This is a genomic window from Pseudomonas silesiensis, from assembly GCF_001661075.1.
In the GTDB taxonomy this organism is placed as follows: domain Bacteria; phylum Pseudomonadota; class Gammaproteobacteria; order Pseudomonadales; family Pseudomonadaceae; genus Aquipseudomonas; species Aquipseudomonas silesiensis.
Genome location: NZ_CP014870.1, coordinates 3346461 through 3368834 on the forward strand (window position 1 = coordinate 3346461; position 22374 = coordinate 3368834).

Below are 22374 nucleotides of genomic sequence, written 5' to 3' on the forward strand. Positions count from 1 at the left end.
AATGGACCTCCAGGGTTTTCTGCATCGCCAGACACCGGACTACGCAGATACCCAGGCGTTAGGCCGGTGCCTGCGGGCGCTGGTGGAGGCAGGTCTCGACCGGCTTCCCCTGCCCGGCAGTGGCCGGACCCTGGAGCGTTTCCAGGCGCTGGCCGCGGTCGGCGGGCATGATCTGGGGTTGTGCAAGTTGTACGAGGGCCATACCGATGCGCTGGCGATCATCCAGCAACTCGGCGGTTCGCCAACACCGGGCAGTACATGGGGCATGTGGGCCGCCGAACCGCCCCAGGCGCGGGTAAAGGTCAGCCCACAGGGGCAATCGATCGTACTGAACGGATGCAAGGCCTGGTGTTCAGGAGCTGCGGTGTTGAGCCACGGCTTGCTGACCGCCTGGGACGAGCAGGATCGACAGCAGCTGGTGGCGGTGGCGCTGGATCAACCCGGTGTGACCATCACCGATCAAGGCTGGCACGCGGTCGGCATGGGCGTGACCGGCAGCGTCGACGTGTTGTTCGATGGCGCCCGGGCGCACGCCATCGGCCAGCCCGGCGACTACCTGCGGCGCCCCGGCTTCTGGCAAGGCGGGGTCGGTATTGCCGCCTGTTGGTATGGCGCTGCCCAAAGCATCGCCGAACGTCTGCGCAGTCACTGCGCCCTTCGTGAAGAACCCCATGCCCTCGCCCACCTCGGGGCCGTCGACAGCGCATTACAGGCCGCTGCCGACGTGCTGCGCGGCGGTGCCCGGAGCATTGACGCCGCACCACTGGACAACGCCGAGCTGCTGGCCCGTCGCGTGCGCGCTGCGGTCGAGCATAGTGCCGAACAGGTCATCCTTCATGTCGGCCACGCCCTGGGCGCCGGTCCCTATTGCAAGGATCGACAATTCGCCCGGCTGATCGCCGACCTGCCGGTGTTCCTGCGTCAAAGCCACGCCGAGCGAGACCTTGCCGCGCTGGGTCGACAGGTTATCAACGGAACATGGAGCCTATGAAAACCAATCCAATCGTCGGCCAGGGTACGCCCCTGCACCTGTGGCAAACCTCCAGCCACCTGGCGCAGTTACCGGTGATCGACATCCTGACGCTGGTACCCCAAGGTTCCCGGGCCGTCATCATCGCCCCCCATCCGGACGATGAAGTACTCGGCTGCGGCGGCTTCCTGCAATTGCTCGCCGCGGCAAACCGGGCGCTGCAGCTGATCTCGGTCACCGATGGCAGCGCCAGTCACCCGGGGTCCGAGCGCTGGCCGGTGGAACGTCTGAGCGCGGTCCGCCCGCAGGAATCCGCCGAAGCCCTGCGCCGCCTCGGCCTGCCGCTACACAGTCTGAAATGGCTGCGCGGCGGGTTCGCCGACAGTCGGGTAGCGGCGCGGGAAGCCGAGTTGAGCGAGTTTATCGAACGCCACCTGTGCGCCAGCGATGTGGTGTTTACCACTTGGCGTGAAGACGGTCATTGCGACCACGAGGCGGTGGGTCGTGCCAGCGCGGAGGCGGCCCGGCGCGTAGGGGCCACCCTGCACGAACTGCCCGTCTGGACCTGGCATTGGGCAACCCCCGATGACAGTGGCGTGCCGTGGCACCGGGCGCGAAAAGTCTTGCTCACGCCCCATCAGGTAGCGCGCAAGCGTCACGCCGTACACGCCTTCGCCAGCCAGTTGGAAGGCGACCCGCACATCGGTTTGCCGCCCGTCCTGGCCCCCTATGTGCTGGATCGTCTGCTGCAACCCTTCGAAGTGGTGTTTCTATGAGCGTCGAGGATCGCTACTTCGACGGCCTGTTTGCGGGTAACGACGATCCCTGGGCGTTCCGTGATCGCTGGTACGAACAGCGCAAACGCGCCATCACTCTGGCCGCGCTGCCCCGGCCACACTATCGCGCGATCTTCGAGCCGGGTTGCGCCAACGGGGAACTGAGTGCCGACCTGGCCACCCGCTGCGACCGCCTGTTGTGTTGCGACACCGCGGCCGCCGCGGTGACACTGGCCCGCACGCGTCTGAGCCTGTTCGAGCATGCCGAAGTCCGTCAGGGCCGCCTGCCGGGCGACTGGCCGAACGAACAGTTCGACCTGATCGTGCTCAGCGAAGTCGGCTATTACCTGGACGCTCCTGACCTCAAGCACCTGATCGAACGCGCCGCACAATCGCTGACCGCCGACGGCCAACTCCTGGCCTGCCACTGGCGCCCGCCGATCGATGGCTGCCCGCTCAATGCCCGACTCGTCCATGACCTGCTCCACGAGCATTTGCACTTGCCGCGCCTGGTCCTGCATCAGGAGGCCGATTTCCTGTTGGAACTGTGGAGCCGCGAACCCCGCTCAGTGGCGGCGCTTGAAGGTTTGAGGTGATGGGCAATTTTCCATTTGTCAAAAAAAGCCTGCCAGCCCACCTGACTTCAGAAATGCAGCAAGATAAAAAACGTACCAGATAGATCATCGACGCGACGAATAGCCTGACATGAGTAATACTCTGCTCGCGGCAATCCAGGGTTTGGAGCGCTGCACACTGTAATCAGACAAGGACGTAGCACCGATGAAAACCGTTTCCATCAATGAACGCAGCCATCCGGCACAGATCTGGAACAGCGCCCCCCAACTGCACAACATCCCCGTCATCAGCACCGAAACCCTGGTCCCCTCCGGCGCGCGTGCCGTGGTGATCGCGCCGCATCCCGGTGATGAAGTGGTGACCTGCGGCGGCTTGCTGCAGTTGCTCAGCACCCTGGGGCATCCCCTGCAATTGATTTCCATGAGCGACGGCAGCGCCAGCCATCCGGGGTCGCAGCAGTGGTCGGAGAAACGCCTGAGTGTGTTTCGCCCCCAGGAAAGCGTCGAGGCCTTGCGCCGGCTGGGGTTGCCGATGCACAGCCTGAAGTGGATTCGCGGCGGCTTCACCGACAACGCCCTGGCCGGGCGGGAGCTTCAACTGACTCAATTCATTACCCGATACTTGCGCCCCGGTGATGTGGTGTTCAGCACCTGGGGCGAGGACGGCAATGATGACCATGACGCGGTGGGTCGGGCCAGCGCCAGGGCTGCCGCCCTGGTCGGTGCGACGTTTCATGAAGTGCCGCTCCAGGCCTGGCACTGGCCGACCCGCGATCGCGCCATGATTCCCTGGCACCGCGCGCGCAAGATCCGGCTCGACACCTGGACCGTCGCGCGCAAAAGCCACGCCACTCACGCTTACGCCAGCCAGCTCGACGGTGAGCCGGCCATCGGCCTTGCGCCGCTGCTGCCTCGGGTATTGCTGGAGCGTATACGCTTGCCGTATGAAATCGTCTTTGTCTGAATCAACGCAAATCCAAATGTGGGAGCGGGCTTGCTCGCGAAGGCGGCGGCACATTCAATATTGATGTAACTGACAGACCGTCTTCGCGAGCAAGCCCGCTCCCACAGTTGATCGGCGGGGAACCCACTTTCCCGGAACACTACTGAACTGCCCGCCCCCGCATCAGTCGCATACATAAGCAGCCCGAAATCAGAGGAGTGAACGTGAGCAGTGATTCCAAGCCGCAGGCCATCGAATCCACGCCGGTGGACACGCCACCGGTGGTTCATCGGCTGAGAGTGCTCACCGTCAACACCCACAAGGGTTTTACCGCACTCAACCGCCGCTTCATTCTCCCGGAACTGCGCGAAGCGGTGCGCAGCACCTCGGCGGACCTGGTCTTCCTGCAGGAAGTCGTCGGCGAACACGAGCGTCATTCGTCTCGTTTCAACAATTGGCCGCAAACCTCGCAATACGAGTTCCTGGCCGACAGCATGTGGAACGACTTCGCCTACGGCCGCAACGCGGTCTATCCCGCCGGTCACCACGGCAATGCCCTGCTGTCGAAATACCCGATCCGCGAATACCGCAACCTCGACGTGTCGATCACCGGCCCCGAACGCCGCGGCCTGCTGCATTGTGTGCTGGATGTGCCGGGGCACGCCGAGGTCCACGCGATCTGCGTGCACCTGAGCCTGTTGGAAAGTCATCGCCAGTTGCAGCTTCAGCTATTGTGCCAACTGCTCGAATCCCTGCCTGACGAGGCGCCCGTCATCATCGCCGGCGACTTCAACGACTGGCAGCTCCAGGGCAATGCCGCCCTGATCCGCCGCGACTACCTGCATGAAGCCTTCGAACGTCATCATGGCCGCCCCGCGAAGACCTATCCGGCGCGGTTCCCGCTGCTGCGCCTGGACCGGATCTACCTGCGCAACGCCAGCAGCCATGACCCGCGGATATTGGGCACCCGACCGTGGACGCACCTGTCGGATCATTTGCCGCTGGCGGTGGAAGTGCACCTCTAAAGCCCCGAAGCTATCTAGCTCACCTGTCATTTGTGACAGTAGTCGCACTGTAAATCTATTGCTACGGTGGCAACGTTCGTCTCTGTTTGGGTACGGACACAGAGCCACAGTAGCCGTCGTTGCCGAAGGGTTTAGATTCGGGTAATCGCCTTCCCGATGCTGTCTCGCAACTCGCGCTGCCGAATGCGTCCTTGCCTGTGTGACGAATGAGGCCTGGTCGCCGATCAATACGCGGAGACAAGCATGAAGCTTACGACAACGATGCCAAAATACCGTTACGGCGCCTGCGCTGTTTCAATCTGCATTTTTCTCGGTTGGCCGCACACCGCCCACGGGAGTTGCACGCTGACACCCGGCGCCGGCAACGACAATTACCGGTGTGACAGTGCCAGCAGCGGTCCGCTAACCGACCTGTCGGGCAATAACAGTCTGACCTTTCCCGCCAATGGCAGCGGCACCATCAATGGCAACGTGACCTTCGGCGCGGGCAACGACAGCGTGGAGATGCATTCCGGCCTCCTCGCCGGCACCCTCAATCAGGGCGACGGTGCCGACACGTTGACGATCAGTGCCGGTCAGATCACCGGGGCTGTCAACCAGGGCAATGGCGTCGACGTTTTCAGCATGACCGGCGGCACCCTGCAGTCCCTCGCTCAAGGCGACAGCCGCGACACTTTCCGGATGACTGGCGGCACCATCGTCGGTGCGTTCGAGGATGGTGATACGGCAAGAATGACCGGGGGCAGCATCGGCCGGGTCGACATGAAACTCGATAACAACCTGTTCGATCTCTCCGGCGGGCAGATACTTGGCAACCTGGTGACCGGGTTCGGCACCGACACGATTATCGTCTCCGGCGGACGGATTGGCGGCAACGTCTCTGTCAGCGGAGGCAACGACAGCATCAGGGTGACGGGGGGCGAAATCGTCGGCGAGATACGCGCCAGTGCCGGTGATGACACGCTGCTCTGGGACGGCGGCGGCATCATTCGCTCGGCCATCCTCTTGGGGGAAGACAATGACAACGCAACCTTGCGCAATCTCGGTGAAAGCACCCTCGCCCTCAGCCCGACGCTCGATGGCGGCAACGGCAACGACCTGCTGACCTTCGATGGGACCACCTCGGCCGGCAGCAATCGCTACAGCAACTGGGAAACGGTCAACCTGAACAACGGCTCGCGCTTCGACCTGGACGGCACTTTCCGGCTGGGGGACAGCGTCAGCGGTACCGGCGTGTTCACTATCGACGCCAGCAGCACCTTGACGTCGGCCCAGGGCAGCATCACGCCTTTCACCGCTGGCCAGCGGGTAACCTTGAACAACGCCGGGGTGATCGACCTGAGCGGCGGCAATACGCGCACCAGTGACACCCTGACGGTTCAGGGCAATTACGCGGGAAACGGTGGTCAGCTTTTTTTACAAAGCGCGCTGGGTGACGACAATTCCGCCACCGACAAACTGGTGGTCAACGACGGGACATTGACGGGCAATACCCTTATTTCCGTCACTAATCTTGGCGGTGCAGGCGCCCTGACCCGTCAAAACGGCATCCAGTTGGTGCAAGCCCAGGGAACGGCTATCAGCAACAACGATGCCTTCGCGCTCAAGGGCCTGGTTTCGGCGGGCGCATACGATTACCGCCTGTTCAAAGGGGGCGTTACCGCCGGGAGTGAAAATAGTTGGTTCCTGCGTTCGGCCGTTGTCGCGCCAGCGGTGACGACCATTCCCAACCCTGATCCGCAATTGCCACCGATCACGGTGCCGGTGGTCGCCACACCGGTAGCGGCTCCCGCCCCGGCCGGTAGCCCCGAGATGCCGGCGTTGCCTGCCGCTGTGCCAGGTGCCGCGCCGATTGCCCTTTACCGTCCGGAGGTCCCGACCTGGTCCGTGCTGCCGCCGGCTGCCGCGCAATTGACCCTGGCGGCTTTAGGCACTTTCCATGATCGCCAGGGGGATCAGCGTCTGCTGACTGAAACCGGTACCTTGGGCGCTGGCTGGGGCCGGGTCTACGGCAAAAACTTCGACCAGACCTGGGCCGGCACTGTGACCCCGCGGCTCGACGGGTCGCTCAACGGCTTTCAGGTCGGCAATGACCTGTTTGGTTCACAACTGGCGGGCGGGCAAACCTGGCGCACGGGTTTCTTCGTTGGCCACAACCGCCTGAAGGGCGATGTCGACGGCTTCAACCAGGGCTTCAAGGGCAAGCGCGCCGGCAAGGTAGAGCTGGAGGGAAACAGCCTCGGCCTGTATTGGACGCTGACCGATCCCAATGGCGGTTACCTCGACACGGTGGCGATGTACAGCTGGCTCGACGGTGACAACCATTCCGAACGGGGCCTCACGCTGGACACCGAGGGCCATGTCCTGACCCTCTCGGCGGAGGCCGGCTACCCGTTCCCGGTCGCGGCAAACTGGGTGGTGGAACCCCAGGCGCAGGTGATCTACCAGAAAGTTGCCCTCGACAGCCAGGATGATGGAGTTTCACACGTGTCGTTCGACTCCGACAGCGCCTGGACCGGACGCCTCGGGGCGCGGCTCAAGGGTCACTACACAGTCGGCGGCCAGCCACTGGAACCTTACCTGCGCGCCAACCTGTGGCACACATTCTCAGCAACCGACAGGGTCACGTTCGACCACGCCGATCAAATCGAGACGCAGCACAAGTCCACACAGGCCGACATCGGAGTCGGGGTGATACTCAGTCTCGCGCCGTCGGTCAGCGTCTATGCCAGTGCCGACTACAGCGGCAATATAGACAGCAACCAGCAGCGTGCCCTGTCCGGCAATGCCGGTGTCAGGTTTAGCTGGTAGCGTTACACCGGGGTTACAGTTCGCGCTTTTTTGACGATTCGACGAACAAACAAGAGGTTAGAGAAGCGCCATAATTCAGTCACTTATAAACCTTAAAAATAGCAGTACCGCTCATCGGCCAATTTCTTGACGCAATGTCAAGGGTCTTCTTAGCTACAGGTTACTACCCCCGGAACCATACCAGGGGCAAGCCTCCAGGCACCCGCGACAACGGGCGGCCAGAGGTTTGCCCAACCCATTCGGTCGCCCCTCATTCGGGGTAGGAGAGACGCCAAAGCGAGATAAGGCATGCTATTGCAAGGAAGACCGCCATGAAAAAGTCACTCGGCCCACAAGCGATCAAATTCACGTTTTGCACGGTTTCGGGCTCTCTCCTGCTGTGCTCAGCCATGGAAATCCATGCCTCGCCTGAAGGTCGAGCAGTCACCCCCTGGTATGACCAGGAGGTTCAACGGCAGACCTTGCCCGCCCTCGCCGCAACCGATCCTGGCCGCTTCAATGCCCATCCCGACTTGCGCAGCTCACACCTCACTGTCGAAGATGCCGCGCCGTTGGCCTGGGATCAGCTGTATGGTCAGGCATCGCGGCAGGCACAAAACGATTATCTGGCTCAGGGCTATTCCATTCCGGACGCCAACATCCTCAAAGGCCCGGCGATCCTCACCCTGCAAAATGGCAGTGGTCATACCCAACGGGTCGGACTGATCGGCGGCACGAGTCAATTCCAGGGCACCGCCAATGGCTTGCTGACCAGTCGCGCCCTTGCCGATCCCCACACCGAAACCCTCAACCTGCAAGGCGAGAGCCTGGGCGCCTACTGGAGCCTGACCGGCCCCAAAGGCTGGCACGTGGACTTGAGCGCCAGTGGCGGCCGGGTGAACGGTTACAGCCGTGACGGCCAGGGCGCCCGGCAAGCGGCCGAAGGCAGCGCAGTGACGCTGTCGGTGGAAGGTGGTTTCCCGATCGGCCTGAGCGAAAACTGGGTGATTGAACCCCAGGCGCAGTTGATCAATCAACGGGTCACCCTGGACACCCCAAACCGGGACTCAAGAGACCCGTCGTCCAGTGACCTGACGTCATGGAGCGGTCGGGTCGGTGCAAAGTTGAAAGGCAGTTATGACATCAATGGCCTGCCCGTCGAACCTTACGTGCGGACCAACTTGTGGCACACGGTTTACACCGGCAATACCCTGACCCTCGATCAAGTCGACAAGATCAGCAGTAGCCGCTATTCATCGTCCGTCGAAGTGGGATTGGGGCTGGTGGCCAGGGTGACGCCCGCGATGAGTCTCTACGTCAGCGCCGATTACAGCAGTGATGTGGATGACAATGATTTGAATGGGTTGATCGGGAGTCTGGGGGTGCGGATGCGCTGGTGAAAAAATCGGGTGCTACCTGTTACTTTTTACAGTAGCCAGGATTCGGGTGGACAGGCATTGTAACAAGCAGTCCACCTTGATCAGGGCCAGGTATCAACTCGAAAGGTCAGGCATGACCTTTATGAGATAGTCAGTGACATTGTCTTCATCAACTCTCACTTCGACTTTCGTAGCGATTAACCCAAAGTCGTTCAGTATTCTTTGTGTGGATCGACCATTTTGCGTTTCATTCAGGAATACGTTAAGCATTTCGTCAGATCCACTTTCCAGGTTGTTTGTTTTTTTCAGTATGGCTTTATTCGACACATAGGACCTGACTATCGTAGAAGGAAGACATCCAAAAAAATGTTCTTTGTTCGCGATTCTAGTGTATTGGTAACGTACAACATCGTTCGCATAGTAGTCAGTGTTTGAGGGCGTTCGATAGTTCCCCATGAATGTCCACGTGTCTGGCTGGAATTCATTGGTGAAGCTATCGTCTTTGTACCTTGTCACAATTGAGTATGTTCCAATTTCGCTTCTCATATTATTTGTAACAAAATCAAAGCGTTTTCGTGAGTCTTTTATAGAATCAAGGCGCGCTTTTAAATTTTCGTTGAAATGGACCGCATGCCTCCAGGTCATTGACCCGCGATCGAGAAAAAGCGTCGGACCAAGACCCAACTCGGATGCCAAGGCCGCCCGATACACACCGGTCAAGGGGTCTTGTCGAACCAGCGCTATCCCGCCTTGGGCCAAGTCGACGTAATGGCGTCTTCCCAATGCCCTGAAACCTTGGGCATCTGCTGGCTGAAGGAGAGCCGGAGGGGTGAGTTGATAGCGCTCCAACGGCATCATACTGGAACGAATCTGCGCACCGTCTGCAACCGGCAGATCGGTAACGATGATTGCAGGGGCAACGGAGACGCTTGCCTGGAGCGGCTCGCCGTCCGCTGCTACAGGTACAGACTCGTGCGTAGACGCAGCACGCGGGACCTTGGCTACAGGCCCATTCTCATCATTGGTGAAGCCTCTGTCTTGCCGTACACGAGCGGGGGTTCGATCCTCGGGCGCCCGGGTTGGGGGCGTGAGTATGGGAGGTTTGCGAACAGTAATTTTCGGGGCCATAAAAACATCCTGGTGTTGAATGACATCCATCGCAAGAGCAGGATAGACGGCGCGGATGATGGTCTACCGCACGAGCGCTATTACAACAGCGGACAAGCCGGTTTTCGCAATGCATATGTACCGCACGAGATGAATATTTACGGTTGAGCATGGAGGCCCGCTGTATGCAGCCTCGACGAAGTTCACTGTTACTTCTTACAGTAGGCAGGAGCGTGGAGCTCGTGCATTGTGATGTGTAGTCCACTTTGATCAGGGTCAGCAGGGATGCCAACAAGCGCTTCGTCATACCCGCATACTGGCACACCGACCGTTCAGGCATATAAACGAAGATACGGCATCAGGCTTGAAGCGATTGCGGGCAAGTCGGATCACCCCACCGCCTTTCCACATTGGTTTTGTGTACGGCATCTATCCAATGTGAAATCGACGGTGCGGCGTTCCGACCTGCTCGCGAAAGACGCGACGCAGTGTTAGATTAACCCTCCGGTCGCAACATCAACACCGCCAACGGCGGCAGATTCAACACCAACGACAACGCCTGCCCATGGCTCGGCTCATCCTCGGTAAACGCCCCGCCACTATTGCCGTAGTTCGACCCGGCATAAGTTGCAGCATCGCTGTTGATCACCTCGCTCCAGCGCCCGGCAAACGGCACACCAATGCGATAACCCTCGCGCGGTACCGGCGTGAAGTTCGCCACCACCAGCACCGGCCGCCCGTCCTTGCTCCAGCGCATGAAGGCATAGACGCTGTTGACCGCGTCATTACCGATCAACCATTGGAAACCCTGCGGCGCGTCGTCCTGCTCGTGCAGAGCCGGCTCTTCGCGGTACAGCCGGTTCAGATCGCCGACCAGTTTCTGCACGCCCTTGTGTTCAGAGTACTGCAGCAGGTACCAATCGAGTTGCTGGTCGTGGTTCCACTCGCGCCACTGGCCGAACTCGCAGCCCATGAACAGCAGTTTCTTGCCCGGGTGCGCCCACATGAAACTCAGGTACGCCCGCAAGTTGGCGAATTTCTGCCAGCGATCGCCGGGCATTTTGTCGATCAGCGAATGCTTGCCATGCACCACTTCATCGTGGGAAATCGGCAGGATGAAGCGCTCGGACCACGCATACACCAGGCCGAAACTCAGTTCGTTGTGGTGATGGGCGCGGTACACCGGGTCCTGCTGGATGTAATGCAGCGAATCGTGCATCCAGCCCATGTTCCACTTGAAGTCGAAGCCCAGGCCGCCCTCCTGGGTGTTCTGGCTGACACCTGGCCACGCGGTGGATTCTTCGGCAATCACCAGCGCGCCAGGGGCTTCGAGGTTGACCACATCATTGAGATGACGCAGGAAGTCGATGGCTTCAAGGTTCTCCCGGCCGCCATACCGGTTGGGCACCCACTCGCCGGCCTTGCGCGAGTAGTCGCGATACAACATCGAGGCCACGGCATCGACCCGCAGGCCGTCGACGTGGAAATGCTTGAGCCAGTGCAGCGCCGACGCCAGCATATAGCCGTGCACTTCGGTGCGGCCCAGGTTGTAGATCAGCGTGTCCCAATCCTGGTGAAAGCCTTCCTGCGGATTGCCATATTCATACAGCGCGGTGCCATCGAACTGCGCCAGGCCGTGGGTATCGGTCGGAAAATGCGCCGGCACCCAATCGAGGATCACGCCAATTTCCGCCTGGTGGCAGGCGTTGACGAACGCCGCGAAGTCATCCGGCGAGCCGTAGCGGGCGCTCGGGGCGAATTGCGAGAGCAATTGATAACCCCAGGAACCGCCGAAAGGATGCTCCATGATCGGCATCAATTCGATGTGGGTGAAGCCCAGTTCCTTGACATACGGAATCAAGCGCTCGCCCAGTTCGTGCCAGGTGTACTGGCGGGCTACCTCGCCCAAATCATCCAGCTCGCACTGCCAGGACCCGGCATGCAGTTCGTAGATCGACAGCGGCGCGTTCGAGCGATGACGGTCGCCACGCGACAGCATCCAGTCCTGATCCTGCCAGTCGACGTTCAGTGGTGAAGCGACTTTCGACGCGGTGTCCGGCGGCAGCGAAGTGGCCAGGGCCATCGGGTCGGCCTTGAGTGGCAGGATGCCGTGACTGCCGAGGATTTCGTATTTGTAGGCCTCCCCCGCTTGCATGCGCGGGATAAAGACTTCCCAGACGCCGGTGGGATGGCGCAGACGCATGGGATGGCGGCGACCGTCCCAGTTGTTGAAGTCACCGACCACCGACACTCGCTTGGCGTTCGGTGCCCACACGGCGAAGCGCACGCCGTCGACCCCGTCGACGGTCTTCAGTTGCGCACCGAGGCACGCACTGAGATCGCGATGGTTGCCCTCGGCGAACAGGTACAAGTCCATCTCGCCGAGCAAGGGGCCAAAGCTGTAAGGGTCTTCGGACAGTTGTTCGCCACCGGCCCAGCGGGTGCGCAGCAAATACGGCTGGGCCCGATCGAAGTGGCCGACAAACAACCCGGGTGTCTGGGTGGCCTCGAGGTTGCCGAGTTCCTCCCCGGAGTCCCTGGCCACCACCTGCACGCTCAAGGCGTCCGGCAGATAGGCCCGAATGAATTGCCCGCCGGCGCCATCGCCGTGGGGGCCGAGTATTGCAAAAGGGTCATGATGCTCGGCACGTACCAGAGCATCGATATCCCGTGCCTTGGGCAGCAGCGCTTCTTTAGCGTGACCCTGTTCCCTGTTCGAGAAACTCATGACTACTCTCCATCAAAATCGGAAAAGGGTTTAAGCCCACTCAAAAGCCCATACAAACCGTGCAGCGGCACCGGCAACCAGGTGGGTCGATTTTCAGCTTCGTACGCCACCTCATAGGCCGCCTTCTCCAGGCCGAACAACGCCAGCGCGGCGTCCTCGCCTTCCGGATCTTGCCACGCATGAGCAAGACTAGCTGCCGCCAGCCGATAAGCGTCGACAAATGCTTGTCGCGCTTCATTCAAATAGCGTTCGGCGACACGCTGGCGAGCGGCCTGGGCTACATCGGTGTTGTCGACGTTGTGCACGTTGATCGTCATCGCCGCAGCGTAGTCGAAGGAACGCAACACTCCACTCACATCTTTATAAGGGCTGTGTTTGCCACGTCGTTCATGCAGCGGGCGCGCCGGTTCGCCTTCGAAGTCGATCAAGTAAGCGTCGCCCTTGATCACCAGCACCTGCCCGAGGTGCAAGTCGCCGTGAACCCGGATCCGCAGGCCACCGGCCGCCTTTTTGCCCAATTCCTGGACGTGGCTGAGAATGGCTTTTTTGTTGTCCAGTAAACGAGTGACCAGGGTTTTGTCCGCCGGGTTCAGTTCGTTTTGGTGCTGTTTGAGCAACTTCAGGGCGTTCTCCAGCTGTGCCGCCACATCCTTGGCCGAAGCCAGTGCCTCCTTCTGCGTGGTGACTTGCGGCGCGAAGTCAGGGTTGTCGGTCGGTGCCGCCAGCACCTGGTGCATTTCCCCCAGACGCTGGCCGAGCATGCCGGCGAAATCCCTCAGCTCGCCGAGGGCGTTGTAATGCTGCTCCTGTTCGGACATGGCATCGGCCAGTTCATCGCGCAACGCCCGTTCCAGATTGTTCTGCGTCCATTCCCAGGCATCGCCCTGATTGCTCAGATAGCCCTGGGCAATCATCAACAGATTGTCTTCGCCCGCCCCATCGCGGCGAATCACCGAGCCCAGCAGCGGCGAAATATTGGCGAAGCCGGCTTCGGTCAGGTACGCACTCATTTCCAGCTCCGGGTGCACACCCGACGCCACTTTGCGGATCAGCTTGAGCACCATGCTGCTGCCCACCACCACCGAACTATTGGACTGCTCGGCGGACAGGTAACGCACTTCCGGCTCAGCCGGGAGGCCAAGCCTGGCCAGTTCGTCGGTGGCTTCGAAACGGATCTCGCCACCGTCCGAAGGCAGCAGGGTATTGTTCTGCATACCCTGCAATACCGCGCGGATGAAGTTTTCCAGGGCGAACGCATCGGTGATCAAACCCACCTGTGGTCCGCGTCGCACCCGAGACAGCGCCAGTTGCTGAGGCAACGCAGGGCCGACCTGATCATCGGCAATGAAGCCGAACGGCAATTGGTAGCGACTGGTCTGGCCGCCGCTGGTGACTTCGATTTCGCTGAGCAGCACCGGATGCTGCGCATCACCGAAGCGCACGCCGTAGGCCAGGTGGACCTTGTCGATGGCCGCGTCCTTGCCCGCGAACCAACGGCGGTTTTGCAACCAGTTGGGCAAGATGCCCTGCTCCATCGTGCCGCGTGACGGCGCTTCGAGCAGTTCTTCCATGCGTTTTTTCAGTACCAGCGTCGTGAAGTCCGGAAGACTTTGCGCCGGTTCTACGTGCCAGCTGGGCATTTGATTCTCCGCAGCGAGTCCGAACCAGTAAAAACCGTAAGGCGCCAGGGTCAGCAGGAAATTCAGCTGGCCGATCGGCGGGAAGGCGTTACCGCCCAGCATCTCCACCGGCACCATGCCGGCGTAGGCGGACAGGTCCAGTTCCGCCGCTTGCGCGCTGCGCGAGACGTTGGCGACGCACAGGATGATTTCGTACTTGCCATCAGGCCCGCTGTATTCACGGGTATACGCCAGGATCCGGCGGTTGCTCGGCGAGAGCATTTTCAATGTGCCGCGACCGAAGGCCTTGGACTGCTTGCGCACGGCGAGCATGCGTCGTGTCCAGTTCAACAGCGAGTGCGGGTCGCCGGCCTGGGTTTCGACGTTGACCGACAGGTAGCCGTATTGCGGGTCCATGATCGGTGGCAGCACCAGGCTGGCCGGGTCGGCGCGGGAGAAGCCGCCGTTACGGTCGATCGACCACTGCATGGGCGTGCGCACACCGTCGCGGTCGCCGAGGTAGATGTTGTCGCCCATGCCGATTTCATCGCCGTAATACAGGGTCGGCGTGCCGGGCATCGACAGCAGCAGGCTATTGAGCAGCTCCACGCGGCGGCGATCGCGCTCCATCAACGGCGCCAGGCGGCGGCGAATACCCAGGTTGATTCGCGCCCGACGGTCGGCCGCGTAGTAATTCCACAGGTAATCGCGCTCCTTGTCGGTGACCATTTCCAGCGTCAGTTCATCGTGGTTGCGCAGGAAAATCGCCCACTGACAGTTGGCCGGAATTTCCGGGGTCTGGCGCAGGATGTCGGTGATCGGGAAACGGTCTTCCTGGGCCAGCGCCATGTACATGCGCGGCATCAACGGGAAGTGGAAAGCCATGTGGCACTCATCGCCATTGAGGCCCTTGGCGTCGGTGTCACCAAAGTACAGCTGGGTGTCTTCCGGCCACTGGTTGGCTTCGGCCAGGAGCATGCGGTCCGGGTAGTTGGCGTCGATTTCGGCACGAATCTGCTTGAGGACGTCGTGGGTCTCGGGCAGGTTTTCGTTGTTGGTGCCGTCTCGTTCGATCAGGTACGGAATCGCATCCAGGCGCAAACCGTCGATCCCCATGTCCAGCCAGTAACGCATGACCGACAGCACGGCTTTCATGACTTGCGGGTTGTCGAAGTTCAGGTCCGGCTGGTGCGAATAGAAGCGGTGCCAGAAGTACTGGCCGGCCACTGGATCCCAGGTCCAGTTGGATTTCTCGGTGTCGAGAAAGATGATGCGGGTGCCGTCGTATTTGTGATCGTCATCGGACCAGACGTAGAAATCCCGCGCCGCCGAACCTTTCTTGGCCTTGCGTGCGCGCTGGAACCAGGCGTGCTGATCGGAAGTGTGGTTGATGACCAGCTCGGTAATGACCCGCAGGCCACGCTTGTGGGCCTCGGCAATGAATCGCTTGGCATCGGCCATGGTGCCGTAGTCGGAATGCACGCCTCGGTATTCGGCGATGTCGTAGCCATCGTCGCGCCGTGGCGAGGGGTAGAAGGGCAACAGCCAGATGGTGTTGACGCCGAGGTCGGCAATGTAATCGAGTTTGGCGATAAGACCGGGAAAGTCGCCGATCCCGTCATTGTTGGAGTCGAAAAACGATTTGACGTGTACCTGGTAGATCACTGCATCCTTGTACCAGAGCGGATCCTTGATAAAGGTGGCTGCCTTGGGTTTCTTCGCCATTTGAAACTCCTGTTGAATTCAGTAAAGCCACTGGACCGGTCCCCGGTCTTGAACGCGATGATGATCCTGTGGGAGCGAGCTTGCTCCGGGCGGCGATCCGACGATAGCGGCATTACATTCAGCATTATTGTTGCCTGGCCCACATTCAGCATTATTGTTGCCTGGCCCGCCGCCATCGTCGGATCGCCGCCCGGAGCAAGCTCGCTCCCACAGGTTCTGCGTTTAAACAGTGAAGCGCCAGATCCCGAACGGCAGATGCGCCGGATCGATTCGCATGAACTGGTCCTTGCCGTGCCATGTCCAGCGATGGCCGCTCATCAGGTCCTCGCCCTGGCTGCTGGCGTCGTCGGGTAATCCCATTTCCCACAACGGTAATTCGAAATTCGCTTCCTGGACGTTATGCGGATCCAGACTCACCGCCACCAGAATGAAATTGCTGCCGTCGGCACTGCGTTTGCCGAAATACAGGATGTTGTCGTTCCAGGCGTTGTAGACCTTGAGTCCCAGGTGCGTCTGCAGGGCCGGGTTCTGTCGACGAATCCGGTTGAGCTGGGCGATCTCGGCAATGATATTGCCCGGTGCGGTGAAGTCCCGTGGGCGGATTTCATACTTCTCGGAGTTGAGGTATTCCTCCTTGCCCGGCACGGGTGCCGCTTCACAGAGCTCGAACCCCGAATACATGCCCCACAGGCCGGAGCCCATGGTCGCCAGGGCCGCGCGAATCAGAAAACCGGCGCGCCCGCTTTCATGCAGGAACGCCGGGTTGATGTCCGGCGTATTGACGAAGAAGTTCGGCCGATAGCACTCGCGCCACGGCGATTCGTTCAGTTCGGTGAGATAGGTCGCCAGTTCGGCCTTGGTGTTACGCCAGGTGAAGTAGGTGTAGCTCTGGGTGTAACCGACCTTGCCCAGTCGCGCCATCATCGCCGGGGTGGTAAAGGCTTCGGCGAGGAAAATCACTTCCGGGTGCAACGCCCGCACATCGGCGATCAACCATTGCCAGAACGGCAACGGCTTGGTGTGAGGGTTGTCGACGCGAAAGATCTTCACGCCCTCCTCGACCCAACCGACCACGATGTCGCGCAATTCCACCCAGAGGCTGGGAATCGCATCGGTGGCATAGAAGTCGACGTTGACAATGTCCTGGTATTTCTTCGGCGGGTTTTCGGCATATTTGATCGTGCCGTCCGGCCGCCAGTTGAACCAGCCCGGGTGCTGTTTGAGCCACGGATGGTCCTGGGAACACTGGATGGCGAAATCGAGGGCGATTTCCAGCCCGTGGTCAGCGGCAGCAGCGACCAGGCGGCGGAAGTCTTCGCGCGTGCCCAGCTCCGAGTGAATCGCCTCGTGCCCGCCCTCTTCGCTGCCAATGGCATAGGGGCTGCCCGGATCATTCGGGCCGGCGGTGAGGGAGTTGTTGGGCCCTTTGCGGTAACTGCGGCCGATCGGGTGGATCGGCGGGAAGTACAGCACGTCGAAGCCCATGTCCTGGATCATCGGCAGCCGCGAGTGCACATCGTTGAAGGTGCCGTGGCGGGCCGGGTCATCGGTGATCGAGCGTGGAAACAATTCATACCAACTGGCGAACTGCGCCAATCCGCGCTCGACGTCCAGCGGATATTCGGGGCTGAGACTCAAATAGGCGCGGTGATCGGCCTGGGCCATCAACTCGGCACTACGCTGGTGCATGAACAGCGCGACCTGCTCGGTTTCGAGCAGCCCGGACAATTCATGGTGCAGCGCCGCCAGGTCTTCGCTCAGCTGGCCTTCCGCACGCTCCGCCGCTTGCTGGACCTGGTTGCGGCCTTCTTGCAATTCCAGACTGACGGGCACGCCCGCCAGATGCTTTTTCTCGAGTTCATAGCGGAAGCTGGCGAACTGGTCGATCCAGGCTTCGATACAAAACACGTAACGGCCCTGCTCTACCACATGAAACTGGCCCTTCCAGCCATTATTGCCCAGGCTGGCCATGACCTCGCTTTGCCATGTCTCGTCGCCATCGGCACGCCAGCGCACTCGCACGGCCAGTTGATCGTGGCCATCGGCAAACACCTTGCTGGTCACCACCACGTCCTGCCCCGCCACGGCCTTGACAGCAAACTGCCCGCCATCGAGGATCGGCATGGTGTTTTCGATTGCGATGCGCGGTAGCAGTAAAGCCTGCGAAAGCGGCATATGCGGGTTGTAGTTGAGCTCTGTCGGTTTTTCAGCAGTCATCGAGCATCTCTCCTTTACGCCCCATGGACGCTCTTGTGCTTGGTTGCCATTCCCGCAGGGCCATCGGCCCCGGAATGAACTCACTTAGGTTCCGAGCGACGGGCGCGGGTAAAAGTTCACGGGGATTTGCTTGAGTCTTCGCGGGAATCAATTCGTTTGTGCAAGGGTCAACCTACTTAAGCACGTCTTACGCCATGTGCCACAAGGAGGCTTCAACGATGGTTATTCCCGTCCCGGCTAAAACACCCGATCCGAACATCGATGACCCGACGATTCCACCGACCGAACCGGAACCGGTGCCTGAGCAGGAGCCGCCGGGCACCACCCCGCCGCCGCGGGAAGAACCACCGGACACGATGCCGCCGGTGATCGTCACGCCCGAGTAAAAGCCCCGGCGCAATGATCGTTGCCACGCTGGTGCCGAGGGAACGATCTACTGCGCTAGGGCTTATCCTCGTCACCGTTTTTATCAAGCAGTTTCACGATCTTCGGCATCACACCCAGGATCATCAAGGCCAGCAAGGTACTGAGCACCGCCGTCGCCTCGCGTCCCAACCCGGCTGAAACGCCGATGGCCGCGGTCATCCACAAGCCGGCGGCGGTGGTCAGGCCCCTGACGTGGCCTTCATCGCCTTCCTGGTTTTTCAGGATGGTCCCGGCCCCGAGAAAACCGATCCCGGCGATTACGCCCTGTACCACCCGGCTCATGGCGTCGGCCTGGGAGCCGGACATCTGCGGCACCAGCACAAACAGCGCCGCCCCCAGCGCCACCAGCATGTGGGTGCGCACCCCGGCGGCCTTGCCCTTCTGCTCGCGTTCGAAACCGAGAATCCCGCCCAGCAGCGCAGCCATCAACAGTCGCACGGTAATGCGGGTCAGCTGTGATGCATCCGTGATGTCGGCGAACTCCGCTTGCAGGGTCACCCAAACCTCATGCCACCAGGCGTTCATGGTGCAGTCCTTGTAATGAATGGCTCGATTGGAGGATGGACCGCGGCGACCATTAATCGGTTGCACAGAACGATGTCCGCCCATGACGCCCTAACAGTCTAGAACCCGCCAAAAAAAGGACACCTCCCATGACGGTACGCATCGAAAACCAGACCTGCTTTTTTACCACCGAGAACGGCGAAGAAATTCGCCTGTGCCCCGATGTCACTGTTATCACTGACCCTGAAAAGGCTATGTCGGCGGTAGACATCAATGGTCAGCACATCTACATCACCGAAGCCGAAGCCGATGCATTGACCGTAGCAGGTGCCGTGGACGGTCGCAGGCATTTGAAGGCCACCGACAGTGATTCGGTGATTTGACAGATCCGCATCGAGAACGCCTCCCCGGCGCCTGATACAGGCGTCGGGATCGCGCTGCGCCAGCTGCTTCAAGTTGTCGCAGGCAGCGGCCTCCAGCCCATCTGATCCGCTTTTTATTGCAATAGCTGAGTCTGTTATGCAAACAGATCGGCGCTCATAGTGCTCCCGCCTGATGGAGGCTGATGAGCGACAGACCATGAGCGATAGAATCCCCGTCCGAACCCTGGAAAGCGTCCCGCCAGTACAAAGCTACGAGCCTTCGCGTCCAAAGATGAAGGCCAAGTCCAGCGACAACCTGATCCACACCCGCAGCTTCACCGGCCTGTTCCGCACCTTGCGCATGAGCGGCGCCGGTTTTCTGTTCCTGCTGTTCTTCGGCACCGTGTGGTTGAACTGGGGCGGCCGCCAGGCGGTGCTCTGGGATCTTTCCGAAAGCAAATTCCACATCTTCGGCGCGACCTTCTGGCCGCAGGATTTCATCCTGCTCTCGGCACTGCTGATCATTGCCGCGTTCGGCCTGTTTGCGATCACCGTGTTCGCCGGGCGGGTCTGGTGCGGTTACACCTGCCCCCAGAGCTCCTGGACCTGGATCTTCATGTGGTGCGAGAAGATCACCGAGGGTGAACGCAACCAGCGGATCAAGCTGCAAGCGGCCCCCTGGGGCCTGAACAAACTGTTCCGGCGCTCGATCAAACACACCTTGTGGCTGGCCATCAGCCTGCTGACCGGCCTGACCTTTGTCGGCTACTTCACGCCGATCCGGCCTTTGGCCGAAGAGTTGCTGACCCTGCAGATGGGCGGTGTGAGCCTGTTCTGGGTGCTGTTTTTCACCGGCGCCACTTACATCAACGCCGGCTGGCTGCGTGAAGCGGTGTGCATGCATATGTGCCCCTATGCACGGTTCCAGAGCGTGATGTTCGACAAAGACACCCTGACCATTTCCTACGACGTCGCCCGCGGCGAACACCGTGGGCCACGCAAGCGCGAGGTGGCACCGGTAGAAGTCGGACTTGGCGATTGCATCGACTGCCAGCTCTGCGTGCAGGTCTGCCCCACCGGTATCGACATCCGCGATGGTTTGCAGATGGAGTGCATCGGCTGCGCCGCGTGCATCGACGCCTGCGATTCGATCATGGACAAGATGGGCTATGCCCGTGGGCTGATCAGCTATACCTCCGAGCATGAATTGCAGGGGGGCAAGACCCGGCTGCTGCGGCCACGGTTGATCGGTTACACCGCCGTGCTGCTGATAATGATCGGCGCCCTCGCCCTGGCGCTGGTAGAACGGCCGATGGTGTCGCTGGACGTGAGCAAGGACCGGGGTCTGTTTCGGGAGAACAGTCAGGGTCAGATTGAAAACATCTATAGCTTGAAGGTGATCAACAAGACTCAGCAGCGGCAGGACTACCGCCTGACCCTGGTCGATGGCGACGGCTTCCAGCTCCAGGGCAAGACCGAGCTGAGCCTGGCGCCGGGTGAGATCGTCGATGTGCCAGTGTCGGTGGCGATGACGGCGCAACGGCCGAGCAGCAGCTCGCAGACCATCAGCTTCCAGATTGTCGACGGTGATGAGCCCGATATTTATAGCGTGGGCAAGAGCCGTTTTGTTGCGCCGATGAACAGATGATCCCTTAGACTGCGGTGCTGCTATTCGCGGGCAAGCCTCGCTCCTACGGGCGAGGCTTGCCCGCGAACAAATCACCTCGATATTTCTGAATGACACCCCTCCAGGCACCCGATGAAACGCTACGAAAAATTCGCCGACGACATCGCTGAACTGATCCGCTCCGGTGTCCTCGGCCCCGGCCAGCGTGTGCCTTCAGTGCGCTACGCCAGCCAGACCTACGGCGTCAGCCCATCCACGGTGTTCCAGGCCTATTACCTGCTAGAACGCCGCGGCCTGATCCGCGCCCGGCCGCGTTCCGGCTACTTCGTCAACGCCCATGCCCCGAGCCCGTTTTCCGAGCCGGTGATCAGCAGCCAGGTCAACGAATCCACCGAAGTCGACGTCAGCGAACTGGTGTTTTCCGTCCTCGACTCGATCAAGGACCCCAACACCGTCCCCTTCGGCTCGGCCTTCCCCAGTCCTGCCCTGTTCCCGCTACAACGTCTGTCGCGCTCCCTGGCCAGTGCCACACGGGACATGGACCCGCGCATGGTGGTCACCGACATGTCCCCGGGCAACCCGCAGCTGCGCCGACAAATCGCCCTGCGCTACATGGTCGGCGGGCTGATGCTGCCCATGGAAGAACTGCTGATCACCAACGGCGCGCTGGAAGCCCTGAACCTGTGCCTGCAAGCCGTCACCGAGCCTGGCGACCTGGTGGCCATCGAGGCGCCGGCGTTCTACGCCTGCCTGCAAGTGCTGGAACGCTTGAAGCTCAAAGCCGTGGAAATCCCCGTGCACCCGCGTGACGGCATCGACCTTGGCGTGCTCGCGCAAACCCTGGAGCGCCACCCGATCAAGGCGTGCTGGTGCATGACCAGTTTCCAGAACCCCATGGGCGCGACCATGCCCGAAGCCAAGAAGCGCGAACTGGTGGAGCTGCTGCGCAGTCATCAAGTGCCGCTGATCGAAGACGACGTTTACGCCGAGCTCTATTACGGCCAACAGGCACCGAAACCGGCCAAGTTCTTCGACACTGAAGGGTTGGTGATGCACTGCGGCTCCTTCGCCAAGAGCCTGGCCCCTGGCTACCGCATTGGCTGGGTTGCCGCCGGGCGTTATGCGCAGAAGATCGAGCGGCTGAAACTCATGACCTCTCTGTGTGCGTCAATGCCGGCTCAGGCAGCGATAGCCGATTATCTGCAACACGGCGGCTACGACCGGCACCTGCGCAAACTGCGTTACGCGCTGGAGGAACAGCAAAGCGCGATGCTCGCTGCCATTGCACGTTATTTCCCGGCACAGACTCGGGTCAGTCAGCCGGCCGGCGGGTATTTTTTGTGGCTGGAATTGCCGGCACAGATGGATTCGTTGAAGTTGTTCCAGATGGCCTTGGCGCAAGGGATCAGCATTGCGCCGGGGCCGATTTTTTCACCGGCGCAGCGGTTCAGGAATTGTATTCGGCTGAACTATGGCAGCCCCTGGGATGAGGCTGCAGAGAAGGCGATGGAGACGTTGGGCAGGATTGTCAGGTCATTCTGATCGTCAGATGTCGTTTGAACCGCCTTCGCGAGCAAGCTCGCTCCCACAGGGGTGCGCGG

Annotated in this window: 16 protein-coding genes; 11 read left to right on the forward strand and 5 right to left on the reverse strand. The window is 60.8% G+C overall.

What is annotated here, in order from left to right:
• Position 1 precedes the first annotated feature (1 nt).
• The 7 genes from PMA3_RS14925 (at position 2) to PMA3_RS14955 (ending at position 8479) form a co-directional block, all read left to right on the forward strand.
• Positions 2–991: an acyl-CoA dehydrogenase family protein gene (locus PMA3_RS14925; RefSeq protein ID WP_064677876.1), complete on the forward strand. Its 990-nt coding sequence runs from the start codon at positions 2–4 to the stop codon at positions 989–991.
• Positions 988–1746, forward strand: a complete 759-nt coding sequence (locus PMA3_RS14930; protein ID WP_064677877.1) for a PIG-L deacetylase family protein — start codon at positions 988–990, stop codon at positions 1744–1746. Before PMA3_RS14925 ends, PMA3_RS14930 begins: the two co-directional genes overlap by 4 nt.
• Entirely contained in the window at positions 1743–2342 is a 600-nt protein-coding gene (locus PMA3_RS14935; protein WP_064677878.1) for an SAM-dependent methyltransferase, read from the forward strand. Before PMA3_RS14930 ends, PMA3_RS14935 begins: the two co-directional genes overlap by 4 nt.
• A gap of 184 nt (positions 2343–2526) precedes the next feature.
• Complete coding sequence (locus tag PMA3_RS14940) at positions 2527–3285, forward strand: PIG-L deacetylase family protein (protein ID WP_064677879.1); 759 nt, start codon at positions 2527–2529, stop codon at positions 3283–3285.
• Positions 3286–3488: 203 nt separating this feature from the next.
• Positions 3489–4289 carry an endonuclease/exonuclease/phosphatase family protein gene (locus PMA3_RS14945; RefSeq protein ID WP_064677880.1) on the forward strand — a complete coding sequence of 267 codons (801 nt, stop codon included), beginning with the start codon at positions 3489–3491 and terminating at the stop codon, positions 4287–4289.
• A gap of 243 nt (positions 4290–4532) precedes the next feature.
• Positions 4533–7100: an autotransporter family protein gene (locus PMA3_RS14950; RefSeq protein WP_064677881.1), complete on the forward strand. Its 2568-nt coding sequence runs from the start codon at positions 4533–4535 to the stop codon at positions 7098–7100.
• A gap of 311 nt (positions 7101–7411) precedes the next feature.
• Positions 7412–8479: an autotransporter domain-containing protein gene (locus PMA3_RS14955; protein WP_064677882.1), complete on the forward strand. Its 1068-nt coding sequence runs from the start codon at positions 7412–7414 to the stop codon at positions 8477–8479.
• A 93-nt stretch (positions 8480–8572) separates the two neighbouring features.
• On the opposite strand, the gene PMA3_RS14960 is transcribed toward PMA3_RS14955, so the two are convergent.
• The 4 genes from PMA3_RS14960 to PMA3_RS14975 all read right to left on the reverse strand — a co-directional run bounded on the left by PMA3_RS14960 (position 8573) and on the right by PMA3_RS14975 (position 17854).
• Entirely contained in the window at positions 8573–9586 is a 1014-nt protein-coding gene (locus PMA3_RS14960; protein ID WP_064677883.1) for a hypothetical protein, read from the reverse strand.
• Between the two features lie 475 nt (positions 9587–10061).
• Positions 10062–12293, reverse strand: coding sequence for a 1,4-alpha-glucan branching protein GlgB (gene glgB, locus PMA3_RS14965; protein WP_064677884.1), 2232 nt, complete (start codon positions 12291–12293; stop codon positions 10062–10064).
• A 2-nt stretch (positions 12294–12295) separates the two neighbouring features.
• Entirely contained in the window at positions 12296–15637 is a 3342-nt protein-coding gene (gene treS / locus PMA3_RS14970; protein ID WP_064677885.1) for a maltose alpha-D-glucosyltransferase, read from the reverse strand.
• 222 nt (positions 15638–15859) lie between these two features.
• A complete protein-coding gene (locus PMA3_RS14975; RefSeq protein WP_064677886.1) occupies positions 15860–17854 on the reverse strand; it encodes an alpha-1,4-glucan--maltose-1-phosphate maltosyltransferase in 1995 nt (664 codons plus the stop codon).
• Between the two features lie 218 nt (positions 17855–18072).
• On the opposite strand from PMA3_RS14975, the gene PMA3_RS32830 reads away from it, so the two are divergent.
• A complete protein-coding gene (locus PMA3_RS32830; protein WP_167355119.1) occupies positions 18073–18240 on the forward strand; it encodes a hypothetical protein in 168 nt (55 codons plus the stop codon).
• A gap of 55 nt (positions 18241–18295) precedes the next feature.
• Here PMA3_RS32830 and PMA3_RS14980 read toward each other — a convergent pair whose 3' ends face one another.
• A complete protein-coding gene (locus PMA3_RS14980) occupies positions 18296–18805 on the reverse strand; it encodes an MgtC/SapB family protein (RefSeq protein ID WP_064677887.1) in 510 nt (169 codons plus the stop codon).
• Between the two features lie 128 nt (positions 18806–18933).
• Here PMA3_RS14980 and PMA3_RS14985 point away from each other — a divergent pair, with 128 nt between their 5' ends.
• From PMA3_RS14985 to mapR, 3 genes are all read left to right on the forward strand, one after another.
• Complete coding sequence (locus PMA3_RS14985) at positions 18934–19167, forward strand: DUF3203 family protein (RefSeq protein ID WP_064677888.1); 234 nt, start codon at positions 18934–18936, stop codon at positions 19165–19167.
• Between the two features lie 196 nt (positions 19168–19363).
• Positions 19364–20794 (forward strand): cytochrome c oxidase accessory protein CcoG, encoded by a 1431-nt coding sequence (gene ccoG, locus PMA3_RS14990; protein WP_064677889.1) that lies wholly within the window; start codon positions 19364–19366, stop codon positions 20792–20794.
• A 111-nt stretch (positions 20795–20905) separates the two neighbouring features.
• Entirely contained in the window at positions 20906–22315 is a 1410-nt protein-coding gene (mapR, locus tag PMA3_RS14995) for a GntR family transcriptional regulator MpaR (RefSeq protein WP_064677890.1), read from the forward strand.
• The last annotated feature ends 59 nt before the right edge of the window (positions 22316–22374 follow it).

What these genes read in the sequence shown, in the direction of transcription:
- PMA3_RS14955 (WP_064677882.1), top strand. Translation starts at nt 7,412, where the DNA reads ATGAAAAAGTCACTCGGCCCACAAGCGATCAAATTCACGTTTTGCACG.
- PMA3_RS14985 (WP_064677888.1), top strand. Translation starts at nt 18,934, where the DNA reads ATGACGGTACGCATCGAAAACCAGACCTGCTTTTTTACCACCGAGAAC.
- PMA3_RS14940 (WP_064677879.1), top strand. Translation starts at nt 2,527, where the DNA reads ATGAAAACCGTTTCCATCAATGAACGCAGCCATCCGGCACAGATCTGG.
- ccoG (WP_064677889.1), top strand. Translation starts at nt 19,364, where the DNA reads ATGAGCGATAGAATCCCCGTCCGAACCCTGGAAAGCGTCCCGCCAGTA.
- glgB (WP_064677884.1), bottom strand. Translation starts at nt 12,293, where the DNA reads ATGAGTTTCTCGAACAGGGAACAGGGTCACGCTAAAGAAGCGCTGCTG.
- PMA3_RS14975 (WP_064677886.1), bottom strand. Translation starts at nt 17,854, where the DNA reads ATGACTGCTGAAAAACCGACAGAGCTCAACTACAACCCGCATATGCCG.
- PMA3_RS32830 (WP_167355119.1), top strand. Translation starts at nt 18,073, where the DNA reads ATGGTTATTCCCGTCCCGGCTAAAACACCCGATCCGAACATCGATGAC.
- PMA3_RS14960 (WP_064677883.1), bottom strand. Translation starts at nt 9,586, where the DNA reads ATGGCCCCGAAAATTACTGTTCGCAAACCTCCCATACTCACGCCCCCA.
- PMA3_RS14950 (WP_064677881.1), top strand. Translation starts at nt 4,533, where the DNA reads ATGAAGCTTACGACAACGATGCCAAAATACCGTTACGGCGCCTGCGCT.
- mapR (WP_064677890.1), top strand. Translation starts at nt 20,906, where the DNA reads ATGAAACGCTACGAAAAATTCGCCGACGACATCGCTGAACTGATCCGC.
- PMA3_RS14980 (WP_064677887.1), bottom strand. Translation starts at nt 18,805, where the DNA reads ATGAACGCCTGGTGGCATGAGGTTTGGGTGACCCTGCAAGCGGAGTTC.
- treS (WP_064677885.1), bottom strand. Translation starts at nt 15,637, where the DNA reads ATGGCGAAGAAACCCAAGGCAGCCACCTTTATCAAGGATCCGCTCTGG.
- PMA3_RS14930 (WP_064677877.1), top strand. Translation starts at nt 988, where the DNA reads ATGAAAACCAATCCAATCGTCGGCCAGGGTACGCCCCTGCACCTGTGG.
- PMA3_RS14925 (WP_064677876.1), top strand. Translation starts at nt 2, where the DNA reads ATGGACCTCCAGGGTTTTCTGCATCGCCAGACACCGGACTACGCAGAT.
- PMA3_RS14935 (WP_064677878.1), top strand. Translation starts at nt 1,743, where the DNA reads ATGAGCGTCGAGGATCGCTACTTCGACGGCCTGTTTGCGGGTAACGAC.